The sequence below is a fragment of the Dysgonomonas sp. 511 genome (assembly GCF_010501105.1).
Lineage (GTDB): Bacteria > Bacteroidota > Bacteroidia > Bacteroidales > Dysgonomonadaceae > Dysgonomonas.
The window spans coordinates 1-15,555 of sequence record NZ_QVMQ01000004.1 but is presented as its reverse complement, the minus strand read 5'-3'; the positions used below and the strand labels follow the sequence as shown (position 1 = coordinate 15,555).

At 43.7% G+C, this 15,555-nt stretch carries 13 protein-coding genes; 9 read left to right on the top strand and 4 right to left on the bottom strand.

Annotated elements, in window-relative coordinates:
* Positions 1-42 precede the first annotated feature (42 nt).
* The 3 genes from D0T57_RS02780 to D0T57_RS02770 all read right to left on the bottom strand — a co-directional run bounded on the left by D0T57_RS02780 (position 43) and on the right by D0T57_RS02770 (position 3,421).
* Positions 43-2,070 carry an OPT family oligopeptide transporter gene (locus tag D0T57_RS02780; protein ID WP_163270663.1) on the bottom strand — a complete coding sequence of 676 codons (2,028 nt, stop codon included), beginning with the start codon at positions 2,068-2,070 and terminating at the stop codon, positions 43-45.
* A gap of 109 nt (positions 2,071-2,179) precedes the next feature.
* The gene (locus tag D0T57_RS02775; RefSeq protein ID WP_163270661.1) at positions 2,180-2,632 is read right to left on the bottom strand and encodes a hypothetical protein; all 453 of its coding nucleotides are present in this window, start codon (positions 2,630-2,632) and stop codon (positions 2,180-2,182) included.
* 21 nt (positions 2,633-2,653) lie between these two features.
* Entirely contained in the window at positions 2,654-3,421 is a 768-nt protein-coding gene (locus D0T57_RS02770; RefSeq protein ID WP_163270659.1) for a ThiF family adenylyltransferase, read from the bottom strand.
* 127 nt (positions 3,422-3,548) lie between these two features.
* On the opposite strand from D0T57_RS02770, the gene purD reads away from it, so the two are divergent.
* The 9 genes from purD to D0T57_RS02725 all read left to right on the top strand — a co-directional run bounded on the left by purD (position 3,549) and on the right by D0T57_RS02725 (position 13,589).
* Positions 3,549-4,820 carry a phosphoribosylamine--glycine ligase gene (gene purD, locus D0T57_RS02765; protein WP_163270657.1) on the top strand — a complete coding sequence of 424 codons (1,272 nt, stop codon included), beginning with the start codon at positions 3,549-3,551 and terminating at the stop codon, positions 4,818-4,820.
* 1 nt (position 4,821) lies between these two features.
* Complete coding sequence (locus D0T57_RS02760; protein WP_163270655.1) at positions 4,822-5,832, top strand: hypothetical protein; 1,011 nt, start codon at positions 4,822-4,824, stop codon at positions 5,830-5,832.
* A 140-nt stretch (positions 5,833-5,972) separates the two neighbouring features.
* Positions 5,973-6,446 (top strand): DUF4251 domain-containing protein, encoded by a 474-nt coding sequence (locus D0T57_RS02755; protein WP_163270653.1) that lies wholly within the window; start codon positions 5,973-5,975, stop codon positions 6,444-6,446.
* Between the two features lie 121 nt (positions 6,447-6,567).
* Positions 6,568-7,614, top strand: a complete 1,047-nt coding sequence (gene lpxD, locus D0T57_RS02750) for a UDP-3-O-(3-hydroxymyristoyl)glucosamine N-acyltransferase (protein WP_163270651.1) — start codon at positions 6,568-6,570, stop codon at positions 7,612-7,614.
* 20 nt (positions 7,615-7,634) lie between these two features.
* Positions 7,635-9,020 (top strand): bifunctional UDP-3-O-[3-hydroxymyristoyl] N-acetylglucosamine deacetylase/3-hydroxyacyl-ACP dehydratase, encoded by a 1,386-nt coding sequence (locus D0T57_RS02745; RefSeq protein WP_163270649.1) that lies wholly within the window; start codon positions 7,635-7,637, stop codon positions 9,018-9,020.
* 11 nt (positions 9,021-9,031) lie between these two features.
* Complete coding sequence (gene lpxA, locus D0T57_RS02740; RefSeq protein WP_163270647.1) at positions 9,032-9,817, top strand: acyl-ACP--UDP-N-acetylglucosamine O-acyltransferase; 786 nt, start codon at positions 9,032-9,034, stop codon at positions 9,815-9,817.
* Positions 9,818-9,911: 94 nt separating this feature from the next.
* Entirely contained in the window at positions 9,912-10,700 is a 789-nt protein-coding gene (locus D0T57_RS02735; RefSeq protein WP_163270645.1) for an FkbM family methyltransferase, read from the top strand.
* Between the two features lie 97 nt (positions 10,701-10,797).
* A complete protein-coding gene (typA, locus tag D0T57_RS02730; RefSeq protein ID WP_163270643.1) occupies positions 10,798-12,600 on the top strand; it encodes a translational GTPase TypA in 1,803 nt (600 codons plus the stop codon).
* Positions 12,601-12,743: 143 nt separating this feature from the next.
* Positions 12,744-13,589 (top strand): hypothetical protein, encoded by an 846-nt coding sequence (locus D0T57_RS02725; protein WP_163270641.1) that lies wholly within the window; start codon positions 12,744-12,746, stop codon positions 13,587-13,589.
* A gap of 8 nt (positions 13,590-13,597) precedes the next feature.
* Here the strand turns inward: D0T57_RS02725 and D0T57_RS02720 are convergent, their stop codons facing one another.
* Entirely contained in the window at positions 13,598-14,905 is a 1,308-nt protein-coding gene (locus tag D0T57_RS02720) for an NAD(P)-dependent oxidoreductase (protein ID WP_163270640.1), read from the bottom strand.
* Between the last annotated feature and the right edge of the window lie 650 nt (positions 14,906-15,555).

The window sequence follows — 15,555 nt, the reverse complement described above, 5'->3', positions numbered from 1 at the left end:
AATCCCGCAGGGCTATTATTATTTCCTAACAGTTACTTGATCTTAATCTTTCTTAGCTTTCATTGCCGCACTGCCAAAGTAGAAGATTATGGCAGCGTACATAAATACAGATAGTATTTGCGACAGGTCGCTGCCTGCCCAGCCTGTAATCTCGAAATCGAAGTTGAGGTATCTGAGTACAGCGCTTACCACACCCATCAAAGCACCGCCGGCAATAAAGCCCGAAGCGATGAGCGTGCCGCGGTCTACCCGAGCCGTATTCAGGTCTTTATCCTTGCTGCGGCTGCCAACATACCAGTTGATAGCACCGCCGACAACCAAAGGGATATTCAGGTGGAACGGAATAAACATACCCAGCGCAAACGCCAGAGCCGGAACTTTCATAAAATTGAGGAGCAAGGCTATCAACGCACCTATTCCGTAAAGTATCCAAGGCGCGCCTGTACCCGACATCAGCGGGTCGATAACGGCAGCCATAGCATTGGCCTGAGGAGCGACTAGAGCGTTAGGGTCGCCCGGAGTGAAGCCGTAGGTGTCGTTCAGTATTATCATTACCCCGCCTACCGTAGCGGCAGAGATAAGTGTACCAAGGAATTTCCACGATTGCTGTTTAGCAGGAGTAGTACCAAGCCAGTAGCCTATCTTGAGGTCGGTAATGAAACCGCCCGCCATCGACAAGGCTGTACAAACCACACCCCCGATGATGAGCGCCGAAACCATACCCATCGTTCCTTTAAGGCCTACGGCTACGAGGATAACGGAAGCTAGGATAAGTGTCATCAAGGTCATACCCGATACCGGGTTCGTACCCACTATTGCTATTGCATTGGCGGCTACGGTAGTAAACAGGAATGCGATAATAGCAACCAGCAAGATAGCGATGATGGCGAAAAACAGGTTGTGGATTACTCCCAGCCAGAAGAAGATGAATGTGGCCAGTAAGGCAAGGATAACACCGATAGATATTATCTTCATGGAGATATCGCGTTGTGTGCGTTTCACATCTTCCGAAACGCCTTTCTTGTTGCCTTTCAGTTCTTTGGATGCCAGGCCGACAGCGCCTTTTATGATGCCCCACGATTTTACGATGCCGATGATACCTGCCATAGCTATACCGCCGATACCTATATGACGCGCCATTGTAGAAAATATAACCTCAGGGCTTGCAGCGGCAATTCCTCCCAGGGCAAGGTCGCCGCCTTCAAGATATGGGGCAGCATTGATTGCCTGTAATACACTGTCGCCAAGCAATGGCATCAGGGGAACAAGGACAAACCATACCAATGCCGAACCGGCACAGATTATGGCGGCGTATTTCAGGCCGACGATATATCCTAAGCCAAGTACGGCAGCACCTACGTTTATGCTGAACAGCATTTTAGCTTTATTGGCAACAGTCTCGCCGAAAGGCAGCACGCGCGAAGTAAAGACTTCCGACCATGCACCGAATGTAGCGATAATAAAATCGTATAGTCCGCCGATGATACCGGCAAAGATCAATGGCTTGGCCTGGTCGCCTCCTTTTTCGCCCGACACTAATACCTGCGTGGTAGCAGTAGCCTCAGGGAAAGGATATTTGCCATGCATATCGGAAACAAAGTACTTGCGGAAAGGGATAAGGAATAGGATACCTAATATACCTCCCAGCAACGAGCTGAGGAAGACTTGGAAAAACTCTACCGAGATATCCGGGTATTTGGCTTGTAGTATGTACAGCGCCGGCAATGTAAATATTGCCCCTGCAACTATCACTCCGCTACTTGCCCCTATCGACTGGATAATGACATTCTCGCCCAGCGCATTCTTCCGCTTGGCAGCGGTAGATAAGCCCACAGCGATGATGGCAATAGGTATGGCGGCCTCGAACACTTGCCCTACTTTCAGTCCAAGATAGGCTGCGGCAGCACTGAATATGACAGCCATTACCAGCCCCCAGATTATCGACCAGGGAGTTACTTCCTTATACTGTCTGTCGGGCGACATGATTGGAGAATATTCTTCTCCGGGCTTAAGTTCGCGAAAAGCATTTTCGGGCAATCCGCTTACTTTTTCTTCGTTTTCTGTTTTCACGTGTTAGTTCTTTTATCGGTTTTGTATAGATAATTATTAATAAAAAGTAGTACAAATCTACATTATTTATTGTAAACAAAAAAGCTGCCTTATAGCAGCTTCCATATTTTCAGTCGTTATGATAAGGTATATTCTTATGCTCACACAACTCTATTATCTTGCTTTTTGCGGTTTTGAGGTCGCTGAAACGCAGGTCGGACAAGTCCATATCCCGCTGCTTCTGCTCGCCATTGGTGAGGAAGACAAAATAGCTTGTTCCTATATTCACCTTGCTTACATTTACCCACTCTACCGATATCTTTTTCTTGCCCGGCAGGTTCGATTCTATTTTATTGGTATCTATCTCCAATACCGGAGCAGGCTTCCATGCAGTATTTTTCAGTACAAGAAAAAGAGCGAGTACAAAAAGGATCAAAGCCCCGAAAAACAGGATGTTGTAGCTTTTGGCTATCAATTGCAATACAGCAACATAGCATCCAAACAGGGCGAAGTAGGAAGCTAAAACCGCCATTGTAGCCCGTTGGCTATTCGATGCGCCATAATTAAGTTGTAAATTTTCCATTGTTATATTTCTATTTTGATATTATTCTTTACATATATCCTTTATTACCAATCCGGCAAGCGCGAAGCCGAAGATAGCTGTAATATGTGCCAATGTGCCATTGATGCTAGCCTTTACACTTGGATTTTCCTGACGGGCTACCTCCGAGTTTTTCGACTCATCGTTTTCGTACAAGAGCCCTTTGTTTTCAAGCAGTTCGTCGCTATATACGCACTGGAATTTCCTTGCTGGCTTTTCACCCTGCTTCATTTTCCTGCGCAATGCTGCCGCCAAAGGGCAACCCTGCACTTTCCAGAACTCGGCGACTTTTATCCTTGTAGGGTCTATCTTCAATGCTGCCCCCATAGAGGAAAACAGTCTGGCTTTTGTACGTGTGGCAGTCCTTATCAGGTGAACCTTATGTTTCAGGCTGTCGATGGCATCTATTACATAGTTGTACGAACCTATATCGAAAGACCCGGAAGTTTCTTCACTATAGACTCCTGCAATGGCAGTAATTTCGGCATCGGGGTTGATCTCAAGCAGGCGTTCTTTCAGTACATCTACTTTCAGACGCCCGATAGTCTTTGTCGTAGCCATCAACTGGCGGTTGATATTTGTTTCGGCTACCTTGTCGGAATCTACGATAGTCAGGCGTTTTATCCCGGTGCGGACGAGGCTCTCGGCACACCAGCTGCCTACCCCTCCTACGCCGAATATAATGACGCGGGTGTCGGACAACTTGTCCATCATTGTGCTACCTATTAACAGTTCGGTACGTTTAAATGTTCCATTTTCCCAGTAAGACATTGCTTTTTCTATATTTTTCAGCGTGTAAACTTACAATAAATATCTCTGATTTTTATCTTAATAAAATAATCATGTATCTTTGCGGACATAGAATTTTTAAGCTCATAATCATATTATAACAACTACTATGAACATATTGTTACTTGGAAGCGGTGGACGCGAGAATGCTCTGGCATGGAAGATAAAGCAAAGCAATAAGGTCGGTAACCTATTCATTGCCCCCGGAAATGCAGGCACACACCTGATAGGACAGAATGTAGAATTGTCGATAACAGATTTCCCCGCTATCAAACAATTTGTGTTGGACAACAATGTGGACATGGTGGTAGTAGGGCCGGAAGAACCATTGGTAAAAGGTGTCTACGACTTCTTTGTGAACGATGAAGAAGTAAAACATATACCCGTTGTTGGACCATCGAAAAAGGGGGCAGAACTGGAGGGGAGCAAAGACTTTGCCAAACAGTTTATGATACGCCACAATATCCCTACCGCGCGATACAAAAGCTTTACCCTCGACCAACTGGATGAAGCATATGCGTTTCTCGGAGAATTGGAAGCTCCATACGTGCTGAAAGCAGATGGATTGGCAGCAGGCAAAGGGGTATTGATTATACAAGACCTGGAAGAAGCTAAAGCCGAACTGAAAGAAATGCTTAGCGGTATGTTTGGCGATGCAAGCCGTACTGTCGTTATCGAAGAATTTCTTTCGGGTATCGAATGCTCGGTTTTTGTACTGACCGATGGCGATTCATACAAAATACTACCTGTAGCCAAAGATTACAAGCGTATAGGCGAAGGCGATACCGGGTTGAATACCGGAGGCATGGGAGCCGTTTCGCCGGTTTCGTTTGCCGATGATATCTTTATGAAGAAAGTAGAAGACAGGATTGTAAAGCCAACCATCGAAGGGCTGAAGAAAGATAATATCATTTACAAGGGCTTTATCTTCCTCGGGCTGATTGAGGTAAAAGGCGAACCGATGGTGATAGAATACAATGTGCGCATGGGCGACCCCGAAACCGAGGCCGTAATGCTCAGGATAAAATCCGATCTCGTTTCTTTGCTCGAAGGGGTGGCTAATGGCGATTTAGGTAACAAAGAACTGCTAATAGATGATAGATATGCAGTAACCGTAATGCTGGTATCGGGCGGATATCCGGGCGACTATGAGAAAAACAAGGAGATAACCGGGCTCGACACCGTAGATGGCAGCATACTTTTTCATGCCGGCACGAAGCTCTCCGATGGCAAAGTGCTTACGAATGGCGGACGTGTAATAGCTGTCAGTTCGTATGGCAACACAAAAGAAGAAGCCTTAGCAGCATCTTTCGAGAATGCAGAAAAGATATCATTCGACAAGAAATATTACAGAAAAGATATAGGTTTCGACCTGAAATAATATGGCAATACCCAAATCATATAAAAATAATGTGGTAGAAGGAAAAGGCATACTTATCTTTTCCATTGTCTTTACCTTGTTGATACGGGTATTGTATTATTTCAATGTAGAGCAGCTATTCATTCCGGTAACAGGGGTAGACGGCTACTTATGGGATTACATCGCACCGTGGGTCAAGTCTCCGCTGATCGCCATACTTGGCAGTTGTTTGCTCACAGCCGGGCTGGCCTTTCTGGCTGCACATATAAATACCAAATATGTACTGATAAGGCGGCGGACGCTGCTTCCGGCTGCTATAATGATTTTGGTATCGAACACCAATTCCGCTTTTATATTGATCTCGCCGGAACATATTTGCGGATTGATGTTCTTTTATGTCATAGCCATACTTTTTGCATCATACAACACGCCCGATAAGCAGATTTACGCTTTTCGCAGCAGTTTTATTTTAGCTTTGGGGAGCCTGTTTACACCTTCCATGTTCATTTATATCCCATTGCTGTGGATATATCTGGGTATAATGAGGAGTTTCAACTTCAGGGCCTTTCTGGCATCGATACTAAGTATCGTGGTCATTTATGTCCCGGTATTTTCACTCTTTTATTTCTTTGGAAGTGTCGACGATTTTACCCGGCCTTTCATCTTGCTCCAATCAGTGCCTTTCGGAGAACTGCCTTTCCTTAACTTTACTACTTTCGATTGGGTAGTATTCGTGTTTTCTACAGCTTTGCTGGTAATTATCCTCATAGATAATTACATCCATAGGCACAAAGACAAAATCAAGATCAGGATGTATCTCTTGCTTCTCGACTTTATTATCATATCAGCTGCTACCTTGTTTATATTTGTCAATATGAATGTATTGCTGAATTTGTATATCATCCTGACTGCCGGAGCATTATTGCTCGCACATTACTTTGCCTTGGCCGAACAAAAAGCTACGGTATTGCTATTCTATGCATCTCTGATCTTACTGGTTGCAGTGTCCTTTTTACCTTTTTTATCAATGTAAATAAAACATTTGCAGCAATAGATACGTTTTTATTTTATCTTTAAGAAGGAAAAACTACAGGCAAAACTCTACAGAATTATAATATCACTGTTCGGTTTGCCGCCTTTTGTTCAACCTAAATCAAAAAAGGAGATAAGAATATGAAAAAGATAATTTTTCTTATAGCAATAACAGCCCTCTTAATTAGCTGCAAAAGTGGCAGTGGCCTGTCTAAAGCCGAAGAGATAGCACAGACTACGGCGAAAATAGAATCTATGGACTATAGCTTTCTGCCACAAACGGCACTGCCGATGGGCGGCAGGTCTGTCAGCCTTAGTTACCCCTATTCGCTAAAAGTCAGCAAGGATACCATAAGCAGCTATCTTCCATATTTCGGCAGGGCATATACTGCTCCTTATCCGTCCGACGAGGGAGGCATTAAATTTACCAGTACCAATTTCGAATACGATTTGATAGATAATGGCGACGGAAACTGGGATGCTACGATAGAAACCAAAGACGAAAACAAGAAAAAATACAGGCTTACATTGAAAATGAGCGATAGCGGATATGCAACCCTCACAGTGCTGGATAATGACAGGCAATCCATTTCTTTTTACGGAAAGATAGAGTAATGATACAATATTTCACCTTCTTAAACCGTTTTTTTAAGGATAAAAGTAATATATTTGAAAAATTATTGCTTATTTCGCACTTCTTAAAGAGGTACCGAATTTGATTTTTTTATAAGTATTTATGCAAGTATCCTTCACTGCAGAACAAATTGCAACTGTATTAAACGGCACGATAGAAGGCGATCCTTCTGTTGCTGTATATAACTTTTCTAAAATAGAAGAAGGCAAACCGGGAACACTTACATTTCTGGCTAATCCTAAATATACAAACTATATCTACTCCACCGAGGCTAGTATTGTGTTGGTTAATAACGATTTTGTGGCCGAACAACCAGTAAAAGCTACGCTTATCCGTTGTGCCAGTGCTTATTCGGCATTAGCAATACTGTTGGATATGGTAGAAAAATCGAAGCCGAAGAAAACGGGAGTAGAACCGATGTCTTATATATCGCCTTCGGCAAAGGTAGAAGCCGACGTGTATGTAGGGGCATTTGCCTACATCGGCGATAATGCCACAATAGGCAAAGGTGCCAAGATATATCCGCAGGTATATATCGGCGACGGTGTTACTGTTGGGGAAAACACAATATTATATCCCGGAGTAAAAGTATATCAGGATTGCAAAATAGGAAACAACTGTATTATGCATGCCGGAGTAGTAATAGGAAGTGACGGTTTTGGTTTTGCCCCTGAAAACGGGGTATACAAAAAAATCCCGCAAATGGGAATTGTCGTTGTAGAAGACGATGTAGAGATAGGGGCTAACACCACTATCGACCGTGCTGTAATGGATGCTACGATAATACACAAAGGAGTAAAACTAGACAACCTTATTCAAATAGCCCACAATGTAGAAGTGGGCGAAAATACTGTGATGGCTGCACAAGTAGGCATTTCCGGCTCTACCAAAGTAGGCAAGAATTGCATGTTTGGCGGACAGGTAGGACTCGGCGGACATATTACCATCGGCGATGGAGCTAATATCGGCGCGCAAGCGGGTATAATAAGCAATATAAAACCGGGAGCCCAGCTGTTGGGAGCTCCGGCCATACCAGTAAAAGATTTCTTCAGGTCGAGTATCATATTCCCTAAACTACCTGAAATGTACCGGCAGATAGCTCAACTGCAAAAAGAAATAGAACAATTGAAAACTAACCCAAACGAATAAAAAACTAGCCTTAATATATAATGAGTAAGCAACATACGCTAAAAGAGAGTTTTACCCTAACAGGAAAAGGTTTACATACTGGATTACCTATTACAATTACATTCAACCCTGCCCCCGACAATTTTGGCTATAAAGTAAAAAGAGTTGATCTTGACGATCAGCCTGTTATTGATATGATTGCCGAAAATGTAGGTAATACACAACGAGGAACAGTTTTAATTAAGGGAGACGTATCAGTAAGTACAGTCGAACACGCGATGGCTGCTTTATATGCCTTGCGTATAGATAATTGCCTGATAGAAGTAAATGCTCCTGAATTTCCGATACTTGACGGAAGCTCTATCCAGTACGTAGATGCAATACGTAGAGTAGGGCTGGAAGAGCAGACAGAAGAACGCGATTACTTCGTAGTACGCCGCAAAATGGAAGTAGTAGATGAAGAAACCGGGTCGAAGCTAACACTGCTCCCCGACGACCGTTTCTGTATCAACTCGTTTATAGAATTTGAATCTAAATACATACCAAATCAATCGGCATCGTTAGACAACCTGGAAGACTTTGATAAAGAAATAGCCAGTTGCCGTACATTTGTCTTTGTGCGCGAAATACAACAATTGCGCGACGCGGGGCTAATTAAAGGAGGAGACCTGGATAATGCCATCGTAATATACGAGCGTCAAATATCACAGCCCGAACTGAATAGTTTAGCCGATCTTCTGGGGGTACCACACAAGGATGCAACAGAATTGGGGTATCTCAACAATAAACAAATACAATACCCGAACGAACCGGCGCGTCATAAGTTGCTCGACATCATTGGCGATATGGCTCTCATCGGGAAACCCATAAAAGGACGCATTATTGCTACCCGCCCGGGACATAAAATAAACAATAAGCTTGCCCGGTTGGTGCGTAAGCAAATCAAGCAAAACGAGGTGCAACCTCCCATTTATGACCCGAATAAAGAGCCGGTATTCGATATCAACAAAATAAAAGAGCTGTTGCCGCACAGGTATCCCTTTTTGATGGTAGACAAGGTTATCGAAATAGCCGAAAAACATATCGTGGGAATTAAAAACCTGAGTGTGAACGAACTGTTTTTTCAGGGACACTTTCCTCAAGAACCTGTTATGCCCGGTGTATTGCAAATAGAGGCGATGGCTCAGGTAGGAGGATTATTGGTGCTTTCGCAAGTAGACGAACCTGAAAGGTACTCTACCTATTTCCTGAAAATAGATAATGTGAAATTCCGCAGTAAGGTTGTTCCCGGCGATACCCTGATATTCAGGCTCGACCTGACTTCCGAAATAAGGAGGGGTATAGCCAATATGAAAGGATTTGCCTTCGTTGGCGAGAAACTTGTATCCGAAGCCGAATTTACAGCTCAAATAGCTAAGAACAAATAATACATATAGCCATGTCTAATATTTCAAATCTTGCTTATATACATCCGAAAGCTAAGCTCGGAGAAAATGTAACAGTAGAACCCTTTGCTTTCATCGACGAAAACGTGGAAATCGGGGACGGTACACTGATAATGTCGGGTGCGAATATACGAAATGGCGCGCGTGTCGGTAAAAACTGCCGCATATTCCCGGGGGCTGTTGTTGCAGGAGTGCCGCAAGACCTCAAGTTTAAAGGAGAAGATACCTTGGCCATCGTTGGCGACGGCACAACGGTAAGGGAATGTGTGACTATAAACAGGGGTACAGCATCGAGAGGACACACCACCGTAGGTAGCAACTGCCTGTTGATGGCGTATAGCCATGTAGCCCACGATTGTGTAGTAAAAGACTATGTTATATTGGGAAATGCTACCCAGTTGGCAGGAGAAGTAGAAGTAGACCATCATGCCATATTGAGCGGAGGAACATTGGTTCACCAATTTACCCGTATCGGGGCTCATGTAATGATACAAGGTGGCACACGCTTGGGAAAAGACATCCCTCCATTTATCATAGCAGGACGCGAACCGGTATGCTATTCGGGAGTGAACCTTATAGGTTTGCGAAGAAATGGGTATGCAAATGAAAAAATAAACGAAATACAGGAAATATATCGCATGATTTATCAGGCTGGTTTCAACTTTACCGACGCTGTTGCAAAAATAGAGCAGGGCTTTGAAGAAACTCCGGAGATGCGCCTTATTGTAGACTTTATAAAAGGTTCGCCGCGCGGGATTGTCAGAGGCTATATGGGATAACGGGGCATTCCAGTATATTTATTCTATCCTTTTTTCCTTAACTGATTATTTACTGCCGGTAAAGCCAAATGCTATTGCTTGCTCAATATTATAGATGAAAAAGTATATTCAAAAAACACTCTTCCGCATCCTTAGTCTCGAAAACTATTTGCAACTGTTGCAAAGGTCGTTTTTTGTTATGTACAAACTAGGTGCCCTAAAGAAAAACAAGGAATATGAATATCACTATTTCGCCAAAAAGCTTATCAAAAGAGGAGACGTTATTGTAGATATTGGCGCCAACCTGGGATACTATTCCATTCTATTCTCGTCGTGGACAGGGAGATCGGGCAAGGTCTATTCGGTAGAGCCAATAGAACTGTACAACAAGGTATTCAACAAGAAGGCAAAAGAGAGAAAGAATATAATACTTTATCCTTACGCCTTAGGCAAAGAAGAAAAAGACATAAAGTTGGTTAGCTCCCCCAGGGTAGGATACTTAAGAACCGGGCTTCCTCATGTCTACGATTCGGACAGGGACGGGGATATTAATGCCCAAGAGTTTACATTCGACGCTCAAATGAAGATACCATCGCGCTTGTTTGCATCTCTCGATAGGCTCGACTATATAAAATGCGACATTGAAGGCTTTGAACATGTCGTTTTGTCGGATATGGAAAGTATTATAAATACTCACAAGCCCATAGTGCAGGTAGAAGTATGGAAAGAGAACGAAGAGCCTATATTAAATATGTTCCAAAGGCTCTGTTATAAGCCATATAAACTGAATGATGGCATACTGTCATCCCAAGAAAATCATTTAAGCCTACTGGGAGATTATATATTTATCCATGAGGATAATAGCATAAAAACCAAGTTGAAAGATATGGGGCTGCTAAAGTAAATATCCTGCCGGTATTCTCCTTTGGTTTTCAATATTCGCTATCTTTTGATTGACTTGTAGCCAAAAAGTCGTACCTTTGCACCCTCAAAACATTTATATGCAAAATATTAGGAATATTGCGATTATTGCGCACGTCGATCATGGTAAGACAACACTTGTGGACAAAATGCTTCTTGCCGGACAACTTTTCAGAGAAAACCAATCATCAGGCGAACTCATATTAGACAATAACGACTTGGAACGCGAGCGGGGAATAACAATCCTGTCGAAAAACGTATCCATCAATTACAAAGGAACAAAGATCAATATAATAGATACCCCCGGCCATGCCGACTTCGGTGGCGAGGTAGAACGGGTATTGAATATGGCAGATGGTTGCCTGCTTCTTGTCGATGCATTCGAAGGGCCAATGCCGCAAACACGTTTCGTATTGCAAAAGGCTATACAAATGGGATTGAAGCCTATCGTGGTTATCAACAAAGTAGACAAGCCCAATTGCCGCCCCGACGAAGTGCACGAGATGGTCTTCGACCTTATGTTCAGCCTCGATGCCACAGAAGAACAACTTGACTTCCCTACCATATATGGCTCGGCCAAACAAGGCTGGATGTCGGAAGACTGGAACAAGCCGACAGAAGACATCACTCCTTTGCTCGATGCTATTGTGGAATATATTCCCTCTCCCGAAATATTGGAAGGAACGCCACAGATGCTTATCACTTCGCTCGACTACTCTAAATATGTAGGGCGTATCGCTATAGGCCGCATACATAGGGGAGAGCTGAAAGAGAATATGGAAGTCTCGCTATGTAAGCGGGACGGGAGTATTATAAAGACCAAAATAAAAGAAATCAATACATTCGAAGGTCTTGGACGGGCAAAAGTATCGAGTGCCAGTTGCGGGGATATATGCGCGCTGATCGGCATCGAAGGGTTCGAAATCGGAGATTCTATTGCCGATATCGAAAATCCCGAACCGCTACCGACTATCGACATTGACGAGCCTACGATGTCGATGCTCTTTACCATCAACGATTCGCCATTCTTTGGCAAAGATGGTAAATACGTTACATCGCGCCATATTCACGACCGCCTGATGAGGGAACTCGACCGTAATCTGGCTTTGCGTGTAGAAAACACCGAAAATGCCGATTCCTGGATCGTTTACGGGCGGGGTATATTACACCTGTCTATACTGATAGAAACCATGCGCCGCGAAGGTTACGAACTACAGGTGGGGCAGCCTAAGGTTATAATTAAGGAAGTAAACGGAGAGAAGCACGAGCCGGTAGAGCAACTTACCATAAACTTGCCGGAAGAATATTCGAGCAAGATAATAGACCTTGTTACCCGTCGCCGAGGAGAACTTACGATGATGGGCAGCAAGAAAGATCGTGTGTATCTGGAATTTACTATCCCTTCGCGCGGTATAATCGGGCTTAACAATGCAGCCCTTACCCTATCGGCAGGAGAAGCCGTTATTGCACACCGTTTCCTCGAATTTCAGCCGTGGAAAGGCGATATAGACAAGCGTGCCAATGGCTCGATAATAGCCAGCGAATCGGGCAACGCCTTTGCCTATGCGCTGGATAAGTTGCAAGACAGGGGACGTTTCTTCGTAGAACCACAAACCGACATATACATGGGGCAGATAGTGGGCGAACACAGCAAAGAAGGCGACCTTGTGGTAAACCTCACCAAATCGAAAAAGTTGACCAATGTGCGTGCATCGGGTAGCGACGACAAGGTGAAACTGGCTCCAGCCATCATTTTTAGTCTCGAAGACGCCCTTGAGTATATAAAAGAAGATGAATATGTGGAGGTGACCCCGCACTCTATCCGTCTCCGTAAAATATATCTGGACGAAAACGATCGGAAAAGGATGGCGAAAAAAGCTTGATAAAGCTGTTTTCTGACAATATAATCCCTTAAAAGTAAAGAGCTTCTAAGGGATTTTCGTTTTAATAACATATCACATTTGCTTTTTTTATGTAAAAAAGTTAACATTGTATCAAAAATATAGAAAACCTAAAACTAATAGCGATGAAATATCAGATATATATAGCTATTGCAATCATTGTGACATCTCTTTCGTCTTGCCAGGCTACATACTACTATTCTACACTGAACTCCACCAACGAATATATAGAGAAAGTAGACAATGGCGACTTCCTGCTCGAAACCGACAGCCTTTGGATTGCCCATAGTTTCAGGGGCGAAGGTGCACCGATGCAGATCACTATCTTCAACAAGCTGAACGAACCCCTGTATGTAGACTGGGAACGGTCGGCTATGATTATAGGTGGAATGGCATATTCCTATACAGGAAAAACAATCCCATTCGAGGGCAGCATCGAAACGCATGGCACGACCGACGGAACCTTTACATATTCATCAAGTATCATCGGCGGAGTGCTGAATATTCCGGGAAAGCCTACATTCATCCCGCCGCAATCTATGGTGTCGGAAATACCCTTGAGCTTGTTGCCCGACTATAAAACCCTCGAAACCAAATCGTACAAGTCGACTACTGTCGGGCTGAATACGAATAGCAGCACCAACGTGAAGCGGATGGAGTTTACTCCGGGCGATACGCCTATGAGGTTCCAAAGCTACCTTACTCTCTATTATAAACCCGAGATGCCGATGGCTTATACTCAGGATTTTTATATGACCAACCTGCTCAAAACATCTTTAAAGCCTAAAGACTTTGTGACAGATATGGGAGAAAGAGGCGATGTATTCTATATGATAAAACCTGCCAACTACAACGCGCTATATACTGTACTAGGAGTAACTGCCCTTGCCGGCCTGATTGTAGTAGGCGTTGCCTATGGCGACGAATATCGCGACTATCAGGACGAATGGGAAGAAAATTGGGATTATTAAAATCCCGGTCAATTGCCTCCCAATAGTTTTACAGCATCTACGTACTGGGCAATACCTATTGCCACCTGTTTGGCCTCGCGCATAGCCAGCACTACGGTTTGCGGGGTATGTACTACATCGCCGCCGGCAAACACCCCTTTGCGGGTAGTCATGCCATAAGGGTAATCTTTTGTGATAACATAGCCGTTATCGTCAACATCTATTCCCAGCGAAGTAGATACAATGCGGTTTGCTGGTTTAGAACCTATGGCTATCAATACGCGGTTTATAGGCATTATCTTTTCTCCTTCGGGAGTTTCCACGCGTATGGCCTTCAGCGTGTTATTTTCCCCGATACATTCTACCGTACGGCTTTTCCAAAGGAACTCAACCCCTTCTTCAACGGCTTCGTGATATTCGGTTTTCAATGCGGGCAGGGTGTCTTCTGTACCCCGGTAAATCACTTTTACCGAGCTGGCTCCCATACGCAGGGCTGTGCGCGCAGCATCCATCGCCACATTGCCTGCACCTATAACGGCAATCTCTTCTCCATCTACCAAAGGCACTGCCGCCCGGCTTATGTCGCCACTGTTGTAGAGGTTTACCATTCGTAGGAAATAAGAAGACTGTAGTACTTTGTACAGGTTTATCCCCGGCAGGTCTAAAGTCTTGGGTACAGACGTTCCCGAACCGATGAATACTGCATCAAACTCGTGGCTGAGCATCTCATCCACAGTCATTTTCTCACCTACTATAAATTCGTTCATAAAAGTGACGCCAAGTGCTTCTATCTTCTTTATTTCGCGGCGTACAATATCTTTCGGCAGGCGATACTCGGGAATACCATACATCAATACTCCTCCGGGTTCTTTCTGCCCTTCGAAAACCACGACGTTAAAACCTTCGCGAGCCAAGTCGCCGGCAACGGTCAGACCCGCAGGCCCAGATCCAACGATGGCTACCTTGCCTCTGGTTTTAGGTTTCAATCGTTCTTTAATAAGCAGCATATCGCTGTCGAAATCGGCTATAAACCGTTCCAGTTTGCCAACCTTTATGGGGTTATTCTTCTTGTTGAGTATGCAATTTCCCTCACATTGCTTCTCGTGTGGGCAAACGCGTCCACATATAGCGGGCAGGTTGCTCTTCTCGTTTATTATCTGCATTGCAGCTCCAATATTACCCATCGAAAGCTGATTGATAAATCCGGGAATATTGTGCTCTATGGGGCATCCCTGCACACATAGAGGGTTCTTGCAATTGAGGCAGCGTTTAGCCTCATCTATTGCTTCTTTTGTAGTATAACTTATGTTCGTCTCGGAAAAATTTTCTTTCTTCATAGTTTCTAAAATGCTATTTTGATCTATCGACTTCGCAAAAGTATGCATTATTTTGCAAACCATACATAGCAAATTGAGATATTTTATATTTATCCTATGTTAATAAGCATTTTCCTGAGCTTGCAACATTACAGGTATCATATAATTAATGCGAATCAGCACCCAACTCGTTAACTTGTCTACTGGTATCTTGTATCTTTCCAAAAAGTAACACATGTAACACCTTTTTATCACTTTTTCATTGTTACTTTTTCTTTAGATACAAGTAAACAAGATACGAGACACAAGTTTATATTTTATCAGCACCCAACTCGTTAACTCGTCTACTGGTATCTTGTATCTTTCCAAAAAGTAACACATGTAACACCTTTTTATTACTTTCCCATTGTTACCTTTTCCCTCTCTTGTCGCGGCTTGCAGCCCTCTCTCCCTTTGGAGAGAGCGGGGAGAGAGGTGGCAAAAAGTAACACATATACACAAAACATGACAAAAAAATGATATTCTCTCGAAAGCCTGTAGGGGCGTAATATCTTACGCCCGACACAACCGACGAGGGTGTGTCAAAAGTAAATTGACCTACCCTTTTTGTTTCATGCAGCCAGTTTATATTTCTCTTGGTTTTTATCAGCAATAGGATTCATAATATATAT